Source organism: Lelliottia sp. 7254-16, from assembly GCF_002922995.1.
Taxonomy (GTDB): domain Bacteria; phylum Pseudomonadota; class Gammaproteobacteria; order Enterobacterales; family Enterobacteriaceae; genus Enterobacter; species Enterobacter jeotgali.
Genome location: NZ_PQVS01000008.1, coordinates 120,744 through 135,784 on the forward strand (window position 1 = coordinate 120,744; position 15,041 = coordinate 135,784).

Here is a 15,041-nt window from a genome sequence, read left to right on the forward strand (position 1 = left end):
GCCTGCATGATAAAAGGAGGATATTCAGGAGACGTTATGCAGGAATTAATTGCTCAGGTTGAAGAGCTAGGAATCGAAATTAATCACACCACTTCGCTGGTGTTAATCTTTGGCATCATTTTACTCACTGCCGTTATTGTCCATCTGATATTGCACAAAGTGGTGCTGCGCCTGTTTGAGAAACGGGCGCAGGCCAGTTCCCATTTGTGGCTGCAAATCATTACCCAGAATAAGTTATTTCACCGTCTGGCCTTTACCCTGCAAGGGATTATCGTCAACGTGCAGGCGGCGCTGTGGTTACAAAAAGGCAGCGAAGCGGCTGAGATATTAACCACCTGCGCCCGACTGTGGGTGATGGTGTATGCCCTGCTCTCGTTCTTCTCGTTATTAGACGTGATCTTCAATTTGTCGCAAAAGCTGGCTACCGCCTCTCAGCTTCCGCTTAAGGGAATATTCCAGGGCGTGAAGTTAGTGAGTGCGATCCTGGTTGGCATTCTGATGATCTCCCTGCTGATTGGGCAGTCACCGGCGATTCTGATCAGCGGCCTTGGCGCGATGGCCGCCGTGTTAATGTTGGTGTTTAAAGATCCCATTCTTGGGCTGGTCGCCGGTATTCAGCTTTCGGCGAACGATATGCTGAAGCTTGGCGACTGGCTGGAAATGCCGAAATACGGCGCGGATGGCGCAGTGACGGACATTGGCCTGACCACTGTGAAAGTGCGTAACTGGGACAATACCATCAGCACCATTCCCACCTGGGCGCTGGTGTCGGATTCGTTTAAAAACTGGAGCGGGATGTCGGCGTCAGGCGGGCGGCGAATTAAGCGCAGCCTGAGCATTGATACCACCAGCATTCACTTTCTCGATGACCATGAGCAGCAGCGCTTAATTCAGGCCAAACTGCTCAAGCCTTATATGGCGGCGCGTCATGAGGAAATTCATCTGTGGAATCAGGAAAATGGTGAAGGGGAATCGGTATTAAATCTGCGCAAAATGACCAATATTGGAACGTTTCGCGCGTATCTGAATGAATACCTGCGCAACCACCCGCGTATTCGTAAAGATATGACCCTGATGGTGCGCCAGCTGGCTCCCGACGCGAACGGTCTGCCCATTGAGATATATGCGTTCACCAATACGGTCATTTGGGCGGAATATGAAACCATTCAGGCGGATATTTTCGACCATATTTATGCCGTGGTCGAAGAGTTTGGACTGCGTATTCATCAATCGCCCACCGGGAACGATATTCGCTCCCTGGCGGATGCTTTCGCGAAATAAGCTTCAGGTACTGGCGCGGGCAACGTAGCGCCAGTCCATCATTACCCTTTCTGTTGGCGCATCCGGGTTATCGATTTTATTCAGCAGTAAATTCACCGCTTTGCGCCCGATATCCCGCGACGGCTGCTCGATGGTGCTGAGCGGCGGCGAGACCATCTCTGAAAGCTCTGTGCCGTCGAAACCAACTACCGCGATATCCTGCGGCACCCGCAGCCCGGCCTGCTCAATGGCACGCAGTGCGCCTGCCGCCAGGGTGTCTGACACCGCGAACACCGCGTCAGGTGGGTTATCCGCCAGCAGTTTTTTCATCGCTTCCATCCCCGCGCTGGAGCTGAGATCGCTCGCGTATTCCACCACCTGATAATCGAGGCAGCGCAGGTGCAGCACGCTTTTATACCCGCGTTCGCGCAGGCGGGCGTATTTGTAGCTGAGATCGTGGTTGATGAGCGCGATGCGCTGACGTCCGCCGTCCGCCAGCTGGCTGACCACGTGCTGCGAGGCGTCTACATCGTTAATTCCGACGCAGGAAACGGTGCCAGAATCAGCGTATTCTGCGCACTGCACCCACGGGGCGCTTCCGATCAAGGCCGAGAGTTCCGGCAGTTTCGAGAACGCGTCCATAGTGATGATCCCATCAACGATTTTGCCCGACAGCAGGCTCAGGCCGGAGCGTGAACGTTCCAGATCCGAACCGGAATTACAGAGTAAAATGCGATAGCCGTTTTTCTCGGCCTCTTCCTCAATGCCTTTCACCACTTCGCCGCAGAACGGGTTGGCGATGTTGGAGACCATCACGAGGATCATGTAGCTGCGCGCGGTGCGGAGCTGGCGCGCCAGCAGATTAGGCTGGTAGTTACTCTCTTTGATCGCCTGCAAGACGCGCTCGCGGTTTTTCGCTTTCACCGAGTCGCTGTTATTAAGCACGCGCGAGACGGTCGCCACCGAGACACCGGCGAGCTGAGCGATTTTCTGAATAGACATAACGACGATAGATCCTGCAGTGGGCGTTTCACTCAGGCTAACACAATTTTGCTGCCCGGCGAACCGGGCAACACCTCATCGTTCAACGCGAACCCAGCGCTGCTGTTGATGGCTTTTGACAATGGCATCAATGATATACATCACGTTTGCGCCGTCGTGAAAGGTGGCAAATGTCGGCTGTTCCGGCATCGCGCCCGCCTGCACGGCGCGATAAAACTGCGCCATCATGTTCTTAAAGGCATCGGGCCAGCCTTCGATGTGCCCGCCGGGGAAGTGGGCGCTGTCGGCGACGTCCGAATTCATCAGGCCCGGATCGTCCGTCAGAAGCTGATTGGCCCGATCGCGATGACCGATCCACAGCTGCTGCGGGATTTCCTGATCCCAGGCGACGGATTGCTCGCTGCCGTTGATTTCAAAACTCAGCCGGTTTTTGCGCCCAGCGCTAACCTGCGAGACGCTGAAACTGCCTTTGCTGCCGTCGTCAAAGCGGAACAGAATCGAGCCAAAATCCTCGGTGGTGACGGGTTTGTCCTCATACACGGCGGACACATCCTGGGTAAACGTTTGGTTGCCCACCACATTGGCTTTACGCGTCGGCCAGACGCTCGACAGATCGGCCATCACCTCGACGATCCGTCGCCCGGTGACAAACTGTACTGTGTCGCACCAGTGCGAGCCGATATCTGCCACCGCTCGCGAGGCCCCGCCGAGTGCCGCATCGACGCGCCAGTTGTAATCGATTTCGCGCAGCATCCAGTCCTGCAAATAATTGCCGTGCGAGGCGAACAGCCGGCCGACGCTTCCCGCACGCAGCATGCTTGCCGCCTGGCGCACCATCGCAAACTGGCGATAAACAAAGCTCACGCCGTGGACCACGCCCGCCTGCGCTGCCAGCGCCACCAGTTCCCGCGCCTCTTGCGGGGTCATGCACAGCGGTTTTTCCGAGAACACATGTTTGCCCGCCGCCAGGATTTGCCGGTTGATCTGCGCGTGAAGATGATTCGGCGTGCAGTTGTGAACCACCTGCAAACCCGGATGGACGAGCAGTTCGTCCACACTGGCATAAGCGTGAGGCACATTCAGCGCCCGCGCCTTTTCCTGCGCCTGCTCAAGCGTGCTATCGCACAGGGCGACCACCTGCACAAAACCGAGGCGGCGCAGGGCCTCGATATGCGCCGGGCCAATAAATCCGCTGCCAACGATCCCGACGTTAATCATTCGTGCCCCCTGCGGCAAAATCGTCAAACGCGCGGCCCGAAACTGGAATGATATGGCGGCGGATAAATTCGCTGCCCTCGCTCGCGCCTACGTCCCCATCCTTCATGCAGCATTCCCATTCCAGCACCGCCCAGCCGTCGTAGTCGTACTGCGTGAGCTTGCTGAAGATCCCTTTGAAATCGATCTGCCCGTCGCCAAGAGAACGAAAACGTCCGGCGCGGTTGATCCACGGCTGATATCCGCCGTAGACGCCGCTGCGCCCGTTGGCGCGGAACTCAGCGTCTTTGACGTGAAACGCCTTGATTCGGGTGTGATAGAGATCGATGAACGCCAGGTAATCCATGTGCTGCAACGCCATGTGGCTTGGATCGTAGAGAATGTTGCAGCGCGGGTGGTTGTCGACCAGCGCAAGAAAACGCTCGAAAGTGACGCCATCGTGCAGGTCTTCGCCCGGATGTAGCTCAAAGCAGAGATCGACGCCGTGCTCATCATAGCAGTCCAGAATCGGACGCCAGCGCCTGGCGAGTTCAGCAAACGCGTCGCGAAAACGCTGCTCGTTGTGCGGCGGCCACGGGTAGAAAAACGGCCATGCCAGCGAGCCGGAAAACGTCGCGTGAGCGGTGAGCCCCAGCTTTGCCGATGCCGCCGCAGCCTTTTTGACCTGCGCCGTTGCCCACGCCTGTCGCGCCGCATCGTTTCCGCGCACCTCAGGCGGCGCAAAGTGGTCAAACGCCTCGCCGTACACCGGATTCACCGCCACCAGTTGGCCTTCCAGATGCGTCGACAGTTCGCTGATGACCAGCCCGTGTTCGGCCAGTTTCCCCGTGATGTCATCGCAATACGTCTGGCTGCTCGCCGCTTTCTCCAGATCAAATATCTGCGGATGGTTGCACGGAATTTGCAGGGCTTTGTAGCCCTTGCCTGCCGCCCAGCCTGCCAGCCCGTCGAGCGAGTTAAACGGTGCGTGTGCCCCGATAAACTGTGACAGAAAAATACCCGGTCCCTTAATCGTCCTCATACCACCTCCAAAAAATTACGCCTTGTCATCGTCATATTTAAACGAGAACAGGAAAATCAACGCGATAACAGCCGCAGCCACCGCCGGGATCCACCAGAATGTAACCCACGCCTGCGGTACGGCCTGCCCCGCTACCAGGCGGTTGTACAACGCGCCAGAAATTTGCGAGCCAAGCAGCATGCCGATGCCGTAGGTGAACATTACAATCATGCTCTGCGCCTGGCCTTTCACCTTTTCACCCGCCACGCGGTCGGTATAGATAAAGCCGACAACAAAGAAGAAGTCGTAGCACACACCGTGGAGCAGAATGCCGAGATACAGCAAGAAACGCCCCTCTTCACTCACACCGAGCGCAAAAAACGCATAGCGCACAAACCACGCCAGCATGCCAATCAGCAGCATGTATTTGACGCCGAGGCGGCGGAACAGCAGCGGGATCACCAGCATAAAGACGATCTCAGACATCTGCCCGAACGACATGGCGGTGCTGACATCCTGAATCCCTGCATCAGCCAGATATGACGCGGTGTAGGCGTAATACGTGCCGAGCGGCACGGAGATCAGCATCGCGCACAAGGAGAAGATAAAGAAGTGGCGGGTTTTGAGCAGCGCAAAGGCATCCGCGCAGAACAGATCGCGCACGGCAACCGGCAACCCTTTAGCTGGGGCTGGCGTGTGCGGCAGCGTCAGGCTATAGGCGGCCAGCAGAACAGAACTGACGGCTGCGACCTGGAAAATGGTCACGCTGGCTGAAACACCCGTTACGCCAATGAAAATCCCGGCCACAATCCAACCGATGGTGCCAAAGACGCGCACCACCGGGAAGGTTTTATCGACGTTCGCCAGGCTGTGAAACGCGATGTTGTTGGTTAGCGCCAGCGTCGGCATGTAGCAGAGTGTGTAGCCAAACAGCAGGCCAATCAGCAGAGCGCCGTTTTGGGCGATCAGTGCGCCCGGCACGAACCACAATATCGCCGCGCCGGCGAGGTGCATTACCGCCATCACCTTTTGCGAGGGGAAGAAGCGGTCTACCAGCATCCCAAGCACAAACGGTGACAGAATGGACGCAATCGGACCTGCGGAAAACGCATCACCAATGAGCAGCGACATGTTGTGCTGAGTCATCACCAGGCCGAGCGTGACCGACCAGCTACCCCAGATAAAAAACTGTAAAAACATCATCAGCGACAGCCGCGGAACCAGCAGCCGGTGCTGCGCTATCGCCTTTCCACCACTTTCAGTTGTTGACACCATGATAAGCCTCACCTGTAAAAAAGTAATCGATTACAAAACACATCAAGCAAAAAGTAATCGATTACAAAACAAAGATCCTGCTGATCAAAACAGAACTGCGAGAGCGGTCACGATCTAAATTTTTGTGCCGGAATTGTTGTCGCGAGCAGGAAACTCGACGCTCGGAACATAAAAGATAAACCCCGTCAAACATTGAAATGAGTAATATCCTGGTTAACTTTGGGTATTTGTGAGCCTCACAGCAAAACTTTTCTTCACCTCACCGTGTCTGTGTCGAATAACGCTAATTCCCTCAGGTATTTATTGCAGAATTAGCTCAACAAAAGTTATTGTCATTCAATAATGGACGAATAGGGTTTTTTTAGTACAATATAGAATCATAGAACCGTGACTTTAAAACAAGAACGGATCTCATCAGTAAACATTTCAGCTATAATTCCAGCGTGACTGCACCAACCATGAAGAACACGAAACCATGAACAAAATCGCAATAACAGCTAACTTATATAAGCATAAACCTATTAAGCCTCTGGATATTATTAATAAATTAATTAATTGTTTTTCAAAGCATTCACAACCCCTACTTGGACGCTACGGCGACGATCGAATCCCCTTCATAGATGATGATGGAAAGTCTATTGTTACCCTCATCACCTCTGGGCAAGTCGATATCTGGCGCAACCATGACAACCTACTTGTCGCGACGGTGATCGCCCCGGGTATATTGGGGTTACAAGGGTCTGATTTTCGTTATCATACGCATACTATCCGTCGTCAGGGACTGAGCGATATTCTATATTTGACGCATGAAGCGGCAATGAAAATAATCAATGAAAACAACCTCGCAAGTGATGTCATGACCTATCAGGCTTATATCGGCGATCATCAGAGCTACCGTGATATCGTGATGGTCAACAGTAGCACCTATAGCATCGTCTGTATGATGCTGACGGAGCTTGCGCAGCACCCAAACCATGCCGAAATGAGCGTGGAAAAATACATCCTTACGCGAACACGGCTGGCCCGTAGTGGCGTTATGAAGATTCTATCTGATTTGCGTTATGGCGGTTTTATTGAGATGGAGAAGGGTAAACTAATTAAGTTAGGAATCCCCTTCCCTAAAAACTACTAAGCACAAACTTCTCGACGGAGGCTATGTTTCTTAGTACTGGCATTATGCTTATCCTATTTTTATTCCAAACACGCCTTAAACACCTCGCTATTCCAGCACCAACTCAGCACTGATGCGTACTGTCCATTTTTGGACACCAGTTACGTCCAAAAATAGACGCTTACATTTTAAATTCCACCGAAGTATAATTTTTTCCAGATTTAGCAGTTCAAAATATTTATTCTTTAGAGCTCTATGATCTAAGTAGCCTCCGTCAAGTTTCTCTTATTAACTGGATTTATAAGAGTTCTCGAATATCGTTTGTATAAATAAGGAAATAGTTATGTCTTCTCGTAAAGCGTTAGTTAGTCTTGCTTTGGTTCTGTCAGCTTATGGTTCAGCGGCGATGGCTTCTGACGGCACCGTTAAATTTAGCGGTGATATCGTCGATACCCCATGTGTTGTTTCAACCGACAGTGTCGATCAGACTGTTTCGCTGGGTAAAGTCAAAGCCTCTACTTTCGCGAAGGTAAAAGACACCTCTGCGGATCAGGGCTTCACCATCAAGCTGGAAGAATGTGATAACGCCGTGAAGAAAACGGCAAGCGTCATGTTTACCGGTTCGCAGGACAGCACGGATAACACCCTGCTGGCTATCAGCAACGTTTCTGGTGCAGCGACCGGTGTGGGCATTGAAATCCTGAGCAACGCAGGAACTGTCATTCCTATGGGTACCGCAAGCGCCGACAATTCACTGCAAACGGGTGAAAACGTCCTGAACTTCAAAGCACACTACAAATCCACTTTGGCATCTGTAGGAGTGGGCCCAGCCAACTCACAGGCTGACTTCCAGGTCACCTATAAGTAATCCTTGCGGTGCGGTAATCCTTTTTTATCGCACCGTAATTTCCAGAAGGTCTGTACATGAAATTAAAACCCTTATTCGCAGCGACAGCATTGCTGTTTGCTTCGCACAGCGTATTTGCGTCTGACGGAATTGTATTGGGCGCAACGCGCGTGGTTTACAGTGCGGATGCAAAAGAAGCCTCTCTTACCGTCGATAATCACAGCAGCAAGCAATATTTTTTAGTGCAATCTTGGGTCGATGATAAAGACGGAAATAAAAAAGTTCCGTTCAGTATTACTCCACCATTATTCCGTCTGAATGCCAATAAAGAAAATATGTTGCGCATTATGAAAACGGGTGGGCAATTACCCAACGATCGTGAGTCCGTTTATTGGCTCAACGTCAAAGCCATTCCTCCGGCCCCTGAAGCAGGAGAAGCGCAGAATGTACTGCAACTGGCTATTAAAACACGGATAAAAATGTTCTACCGTCCGGCGGATTTACCGGGCAAAGCAGATGAATCACCAAAAGCGCTGCAGTGGTCTGTTCAGGGTGGCGAGCTGATTGCCAAAAATCCAACGGCCTATTCCGTCACGCTGGACAGCGTCAAACTCAGCGGCAATGAGATTAAAAACGTCAATCTGGTGATGCCGAAAAGTGAGGCCCACTTCAAATTGCCAGCTGGCGTACAGGGTAAGCAGGTCGTCTTTACCACCATTAATGATTACGGCGGTGTGACTCCCGCAATTACCGCAGCGGTGAATTAAGACCACACCAGCTTCTGACTTTTTCCTTTTCTTTTAGCGAATGCCTGACGCCATGAATAATAAGCAATGGAACAGAAATACTGCGCATAAACTTACGCGCGACAGCGTTATGCATCGTTATGTTCTCAGCAGTACCCTCTCCCTGCTGCTGTGTTCCCCGCAAAGTTTTGCGGATGCAGGATTTAACCCGGCCTTTATTGAGCAATCCGACAGCGGCGATACCGTGGCCGATCTCTCCGCGTTCAGCAAATCCAGCGGTGGGCAGTTGCCTGGGAAATATCTGGTCGATATCAACGTCAATAACGAAACGGTTGACCACCAGGAAATCACCTTTTATGCCGACGACAGTGGCGCGGATAAAAATGACACCGGTTTATTGCCCTGCCTGACGCTGGAACAATTAAAAAAATATGGCGTGAAAGTTGACGCTATCCCGGCTCTGAGTCAACACAGTGCGGGGACAAAAAAAGAGGCGGTAACAGACGCAGCAGAATGCGTCAATTTTTTGCAGGCTATTCCCTCTTCCAGTGCCGCTTTTGAGTTTGACAAACAACGCCTGGAGCTGAGTTTCCCCCAGGCGATGCTGTCGCAAGCGGTGCGTGGCTACGTTGACCCGGTGTTATGGGACGACGGCATTCCGGCCTATTTGCTGGATTACAACTTCACTGGCGCCAACGGCACCAATGAAAACAACGGCACTACCACGCACGATGACAGCTACTACCTGAGCCTGCGAAACGGCCTGAATCTCGGCCCGTGGCGACTGCGCAACTATTCGACCTGGAGCGACAGCAACGGTGAACGGCAGTGGCAGAACATTAATACCTATCTGCAGCGCAGTATTATTTCGCTGCAATCCCAGCTCACGCTGGGCGACGGGTATTCCAGCGGCGACGTATTTGACAGCGTGCAGTATCGCGGTGCACAGCTGGCATCGGACGACTCCATGCTGCCGAACAGTATGCAGGGTTTTGCCCCAATCGTGCGCGGGATAGCCAAAACCAACGCCCAAATCACCATCAGCCAGAATGCCTACACCATCTATCAAAGCTACGTCGCGCCGGGTGCATTCGAGATTACCGATCTGTACGCCAGTTCCGGCAGCGGCGACTTAACGGTCGATATCAAAGAAGAAGACGGCTCAACGCAGCACTTCGTGCAGCCCTATGCTTCGGTGCCGCTGCTACAGCGCGAAGGTCACCTGAAATACAGCGTGACGGCAGGTCAGTATCGAAGTGGCTACGGTAGCGAGAATCCGGACTTTGGCCAGCTTTCACTGATTCGTGGTTTATCAGGCGGGATGACGGTGTATGGCGGCGTTCAGGCGAGCGACAAGTATCAGGCGCTGGCGCTGGGCATGGGGAAAAATATTGGTGACTGGGGCGCGGTTTCCATCGACGTAACCCAGGCCAAAACCCAGCTGCCAGGCGATGTGGAGCAGACCGGTCAATCGTACCGTTTTCTGTATGCTAAATCCTTTTCTGATACCGAAACCGATTTTCGTCTGCTGGGTTATCGCTACTCCACCAGCGGGTTTTATACTTTGCAGGAGTCAGTGGACCTGAATGCTGAGGACACGGACAGCAACGATTTCGAGATCAATAGCCATAAACGTAGCCAGGTAGAAGGTTCGGTAAACCAATCACTGCCAGAAGGCTGGGGCTCGTTCTATTTTTCCGGCAGCGTTCAGGACTACTGGGGTACCAGCGGCACCGAGCAGACCTTGCAGCTCGGGTATAACAACAACTTGCTGGGGGCAAGCTACAGCGTGACGCTGAGCGATAACTTCACCCCGGACGAACCGAGTGACCGCCAGGTGTCGTTCAGCGTTTCCATTCCGCTTGACCGTTGGGTAAAAGGCGCTTGGGCGACATACAACCTCAATACCAGCACCCGCAGTAGCACTCAGCATCAGGCTGGCATCAACGGGATTACGGATGATGACAAACTGAACTACAGCGTCAGCCAGAATATTGCCAGCCAGAATCAGGGTGGGAACGGTAACGCCAACCTGAACTACAAAGGCCGCTACGGAAGTAGCAACCTGGGCTACAGCTATAGCGACAACTCAAAACGCTGGAATTACGGCCTGGAGGGTGGCGTCGTCGTCCACAGCCAGGGCGTGACGCTGTCCCAGCCGCTCGGCGATACCATTGCGCTGGTGGCGGCTCCCGGCGCTGACGATGTGAAAGTGCTGAACAACAGCGGGGTTGATACTGACAGCCGCGGTTACGCCATCGTGCCGTTCACCTCACCGTACCGTCGCAACCGGGTCGGGCTGGACACCACCACGCTCGGGCCGAATGTCGACCTCGATGAGAGCGCCAAAGACGTGATCCCCACGCGCGGCGCGGTGGTACGGGCTGATTTTAACCCGCACGTCGGCTATCGGGTGATGATGAATTTGACCCAGGCCGATGGAAACGCGGTGCCGTTTGGCACCACGGTCAGCCTGCTAACAGAAGACCGTAAAAATGCACCCGATGCAGGGATCGTCGGCGAAATGGGGGCCACGTATTTGAGTGGCTTGCCAGAAGAAGGGCAGCTGATTGCCCAGTGGGGTAAAGCGCCGGACCAGCAGTGCCAGGTACATTACCAGTTAACCGGGCAGGATATGAAAATCAGTCTGCCAACAATTGCCGGTCGCTGTTTGCCGGTGAGAGGATGATCCACGATGTTTAATTTTAGAAGTTGGGTGTGGCTTGGATGTTTATTAGCCTCTGTCATGGCCCCCGTTCACGCAGCGAAGTTTCCCACAGAGACCATTAATATTAGTGGAACAGTCAATGTTAATAAAGATCCAACAGACAATGGGAACGTGCCTTTTGGACGGTATATTTTTGTTGGAAGCTCACAATATACTGGACCATCCAGTCTTAATAGCCACATGAGAATGCAATTCGATCCTAACACTACTGGGACTATTCATTGGGGTCACATTGATGGCCATATTGGCCTCCCGATTGGTAACGGTTTTTATTTGGTCTTCGGCATCAGGGATGAGCGCGGCGAAATTTGGCAAAGTGATGAAACTCAATTAATTAACGTTGCTGTAAAAAGCCCCGGTGAAGTTATGGTATCAGTTGTCACTGATGAAACCGGAACTGACTATGTGGGCGATTTTTCTTATAACGCTAATAGTATTGCATTTATTAATAATGACGTTACCTCCAGTAATGCTGTATGTCAAAAAAATGCAGCGTACGCCAATGATTTTATATGCGCTGTTGTGGGTATTAATTTACACTTTCATGTCTCGAACTCGACGTGTCAAATAATCACCGCACATAATATGGCTTTTATCTGGGCCTCATTATCCCCCAGCGAAATCAGTAATGGCTCAGCCGAAACTAAAACTGCGCCTGTCACTATGCGTTGCAGTAATTCGGGTGGCGTTGAACCTATCGCTGTGACCTTTACCTCCAGTACGGGAACCTACGATGCCGATCAGGGTATCGTGAAAACGAGCCGGGCTAATCTGGGATTACAGCTGTCCTGGGCCAGTAATGGGCAGCCTGTCGTCATGGATAAAGAGATCGATATTCCGGCATTTGCCACTTCAACGGAAGACCTCAGCGTTAATGCTAAGCCTGTGCAGCTAGGGAGCGAGACCATTCTCGGCGGCAATTTCTCGACCCAAGTGACAATGAACATTGAATATCGCTAAAGGAAAGATAATGCACATCATTAAGACATTATTGATAGGTTCCTTATTCATTAGTATTAACTGTTTGGCTATTCCGGTTGTCGATCAAATTTATCTCAACTACAGCGGTACAGTGGTTATCCCCCCCCTGCACCATCTCCGTCCCCTCTGCGGTGGTTGATTTTGGCACTCTTCCGATAACGGATTTCACGACCTCTGATTCAGCGACTGACTGGAAAGAAGTGAAGATAAATTTAACAGAATGCGCAGATGTCAGTGAATACGATGTGACTATCAATGCCACACCGGATAGCGAGAACAACTTATATATCGCCAATGAAGGAACCGCAGAACATCTTGCGGTGCAGGCCAAAATGGAAATTCCTACCGTCATGCCAGCTTACGACGGAGTTACTATCCCGGTACGCCTGGCCCTGAAGGAAACAATCTCGCAGACGGCTTTTGATTTTCGCATTCGTAATAATGGTTCGGGAGCGGCAACCGCAGGCAGTGTGAAGTCAGTGATCACTTTAGTTTATACTTTTAAATAACCGTAAGCGGGTTTAACAATGAATAATCGTTTTAACGCTATTGCCGTAGCAATAGCACTTCTCGGAATATCTACGGGCACAGCACAGGCAGCAAATACGACAATCATCACGGTGATCGCCAATATTGTGGCGTCTCCGTGTACCGTCAGCACAGAGACTTTAAATATTGATCTGGGCGATATTCAGGCATCCGCGCTGGAAGCGGCGGGCAGTACGACGCCCTGGTCACCCGTGAACTCGATTTTACTGACGGACTGTCCTGCCGGGACGAGCAGCGTCATTGCCAGTTTCCAGGGAACTCCAGCCACGAATGGCGACAGCGACGGATACAAAAATGAAGGTGCAGCCCCCACCATCAGCGTACAGCTGGCAGACAATGAATCCACACCGAAAATGCTCAGCACCGGGAAAACGGAAAGTCTGAACATCGTGAATAAAGCGGCTCAGGTCGACGTGAAAGCGCGTCTGTATAGCAGCGGCGTGGCCGCTCCGGGTGCCGTAAAAGCGACCATTAACGTGGAATTTGAATATAAATAGTGACCACTATGCATAGTATAAACAGGCTCTTACACACCGTTTTGTGGTGTTTACCGCTAGTGCTGAGTGTTGGCTCTCCGTTTGCTCAGGCCGCTGGTGCCGTGGTCAATGTGTCAGCCGTCATTAAGGAGTCATCCTGCAAGGTCGCTGCGAGCTCGATCGAACAAAGCGTCGATTTAGGTAAGGGTCGGGTGGCGGACTTAAAGCAGGCCAATGCGGCGACAGAGTGGAAACCATTCAGCGTGGAGCTGACGGATTGCCCTGACTCCGTGACTCAAGTGGTGGCAACCGTCAGCGGCACGCCCGATAAGGACCGCGCGGAAGACTTCCTCAATACGGGAACGGCTAAAAAAGTGGCGGTTGAAGTGAAAAACGCCGCGGATGACGCACAAATCAGCAATGGCAAAACCGTCACCGCGACGGTGGATCAAGCGCACAACGCGGCGCTGCAGTTTAAAGGACGGATGATCACGCCCACCGGAGGTGCGACCTCTGGTTCAGTCGCGGCGTTGATGGAGTTTTCCTTTGAATTCAAATAAGTATTCTGAACAGAATTAAAGTTTATGCCATTGCAAATACAGTGGCGAGAATGAATGAAATAATGAAGGAATTACCGTATGAAGTTAATTAAAAATGAATCTGAATACCGGGACTGGATGATTAAAGATTACCATCATCTCGAAGATGAGTCGTTTCTTTACAGCTATTTAAGCCCTGAAGAACTTGACGATGAGCTGATAAAAAACATGCCCTTGAAGTACCCTTGCATTGGTCTTATCACCTACGGGAATAGCACCATAGAACCTGCGGTAACACAATTTTTGTACCAGGATCAGATTGAAGAATGGGCAAATATCATGAAACAACTAGATAATAGCCATTGAAAATAGAACAGTGTGTTTCATGAATTAAACATTAGTCCAGGATTACCTCAGAGAATCTTATCTTTGAGGCCTTAAGGATTTCCTTTACAAAAATGTTTCAAACATGCTCACACTACGATTTTTTATTGTTAATGTTTTTCGCACTCCTTGAACATCAATAATGCAACACTCTGTTTTTACGAGACAATTAGCCCAGCTTAATAAATTACTTATAATTTACCAACTGGTGCCAATTATTATTTCATTTAAACTATCAACTCTCCCGAGCAATATTCCAATGTGTGAATTGTTCTCACTATTTTTCAAAAATCATTTATATCACAGGTTTAAAGAACTTTATGAAAACTTCAGCTCTATCTTTCTTTGCTATGACTATCTGCGCATCTCTTTTTGCGACAGAGGCGGCCCGTGCCAGCGATGGTGATGTGACGTTTAATGGGAAAATCATTGATTCGGCCTGTACCGTCAGCGGTGTAAATGGTAGCGGCAATGCCAACGGTACCATTGTCACGTTGCCAGATATCACCACCGGAGCCTTTGATGCGACCTCTAAAATGGCAGGCGTCACACCGTTTACCATCGATCTGACCGGTTGCGATGTCACCACGATGCATAATGCTACCGTCCACTTTTCCGGCACCGCGGATACAACCGATACCACCATCCTCAAAAACACCAAAGCGACCAACGGAGTCGGTGTGGCCATTCTGGAAAATGATGGCGTGACGCTGGTAGACATTAATACCGGTACCTACTCTAAACCTCAAACGCTGGCCACCGGCAGCAATGCACTAAAATTTAAGGCCGCTTATAAAGCGAATTCCACCGTAGCTTCCGTAACGTCAGGCGACGTTCAGTCCCGAGCGATTTTTGACGTTTCCTACCAGTAATTACCTTTATATCGTTTCGTTTTAACCAGTCTGACTCCACCTTTTCACACTTTAAG

Annotated in this window: 15 protein-coding genes; 11 read left to right on the forward strand and 4 right to left on the reverse strand. The window is 51.4% G+C overall.

What is annotated here, in order from left to right:
- Nucleotides 1-36 precede the first annotated feature (36 nt).
- The gene (locus tag C3708_RS12740) at nucleotides 37-1,281 is read left to right on the forward strand and encodes a mechanosensitive ion channel family protein (RefSeq protein WP_103946737.1); all 1,245 of its coding nucleotides are present in this window, start codon (nucleotides 37-39) and stop codon (nucleotides 1,279-1,281) included.
- A 3-nt stretch (nucleotides 1,282-1,284) separates the two neighbouring features.
- Here C3708_RS12740 and C3708_RS12745 read toward each other — a convergent pair whose 3' ends face one another.
- From C3708_RS12745 to C3708_RS12760, 4 genes are all read right to left on the reverse strand, one after another.
- Entirely contained in the window at nucleotides 1,285-2,262 is a 978-nt protein-coding gene (locus C3708_RS12745) for a LacI family DNA-binding transcriptional regulator (protein ID WP_103949497.1), read from the reverse strand.
- 75 nt (nucleotides 2,263-2,337) lie between these two features.
- Nucleotides 2,338-3,480, reverse strand: a complete 1,143-nt coding sequence (locus C3708_RS12750) for a Gfo/Idh/MocA family protein (RefSeq protein WP_103949498.1) — start codon at nucleotides 3,478-3,480, stop codon at nucleotides 2,338-2,340.
- Nucleotides 3,473-4,498, reverse strand: a complete 1,026-nt coding sequence (locus C3708_RS12755) for a sugar phosphate isomerase/epimerase (protein WP_103949499.1) — start codon at nucleotides 4,496-4,498, stop codon at nucleotides 3,473-3,475. Before C3708_RS12755 ends, C3708_RS12750 begins: the two co-directional genes overlap by 8 nt.
- Nucleotides 4,499-4,513: 15 nt before the next feature.
- Nucleotides 4,514-5,752, reverse strand: a complete 1,239-nt coding sequence (locus C3708_RS12760; RefSeq protein WP_103946741.1) for an MFS transporter — start codon at nucleotides 5,750-5,752, stop codon at nucleotides 4,514-4,516.
- Nucleotides 5,753-6,227: 475 nt separating this feature from the next.
- Here C3708_RS12760 and C3708_RS12765 point away from each other — a divergent pair, with 475 nt between their 5' ends.
- The 10 genes from C3708_RS12765 to C3708_RS12810 all read left to right on the forward strand — a co-directional run bounded on the left by C3708_RS12765 (nucleotide 6,228) and on the right by C3708_RS12810 (nucleotide 14,985).
- Complete coding sequence (locus C3708_RS12765; RefSeq protein ID WP_095281118.1) at nucleotides 6,228-6,884, forward strand: helix-turn-helix domain-containing protein; 657 nt, start codon at nucleotides 6,228-6,230, stop codon at nucleotides 6,882-6,884.
- A 322-nt stretch (nucleotides 6,885-7,206) separates the two neighbouring features.
- Entirely contained in the window at nucleotides 7,207-7,731 is a 525-nt protein-coding gene (locus C3708_RS12770) for a fimbrial protein (RefSeq protein WP_103946743.1), read from the forward strand.
- 56 nt (nucleotides 7,732-7,787) lie between these two features.
- Entirely contained in the window at nucleotides 7,788-8,477 is a 690-nt protein-coding gene (locus C3708_RS12775; RefSeq protein ID WP_174348645.1) for a molecular chaperone, read from the forward strand.
- 109 nt (nucleotides 8,478-8,586) lie between these two features.
- A complete protein-coding gene (locus C3708_RS12780) occupies nucleotides 8,587-11,145 on the forward strand; it encodes a fimbria/pilus outer membrane usher protein (RefSeq protein WP_233210411.1) in 2,559 nt (852 codons plus the stop codon).
- A 6-nt stretch (nucleotides 11,146-11,151) separates the two neighbouring features.
- On the forward strand, nucleotides 11,152-12,144 hold the full coding sequence (locus C3708_RS12785; RefSeq protein WP_103949502.1) for a fimbrial protein: 993 nt from the start codon (nucleotides 11,152-11,154) through the stop codon (nucleotides 12,142-12,144).
- A 77-nt stretch (nucleotides 12,145-12,221) separates the two neighbouring features.
- Entirely contained in the window at nucleotides 12,222-12,674 is a 453-nt protein-coding gene (locus tag C3708_RS12790; protein ID WP_103949503.1) for a fimbrial protein, read from the forward strand.
- Nucleotides 12,675-12,692: 18 nt separating this feature from the next.
- The gene (locus C3708_RS12795) at nucleotides 12,693-13,211 is read left to right on the forward strand and encodes a fimbrial protein (protein ID WP_103949504.1); all 519 of its coding nucleotides are present in this window, start codon (nucleotides 12,693-12,695) and stop codon (nucleotides 13,209-13,211) included.
- Between the two features lie 59 nt (nucleotides 13,212-13,270).
- Complete coding sequence (locus tag C3708_RS12800; RefSeq protein ID WP_103949505.1) at nucleotides 13,271-13,750, forward strand: fimbrial protein; 480 nt, start codon at nucleotides 13,271-13,273, stop codon at nucleotides 13,748-13,750.
- Between the two features lie 78 nt (nucleotides 13,751-13,828).
- On the forward strand, nucleotides 13,829-14,095 hold the full coding sequence (locus C3708_RS12805; RefSeq protein ID WP_103946749.1) for a hypothetical protein: 267 nt from the start codon (nucleotides 13,829-13,831) through the stop codon (nucleotides 14,093-14,095).
- A 338-nt stretch (nucleotides 14,096-14,433) separates the two neighbouring features.
- Complete coding sequence (locus tag C3708_RS12810; RefSeq protein WP_095281109.1) at nucleotides 14,434-14,985, forward strand: fimbrial protein; 552 nt, start codon at nucleotides 14,434-14,436, stop codon at nucleotides 14,983-14,985.
- Nucleotides 14,986-15,041: the final 56 nt, after the last annotated feature.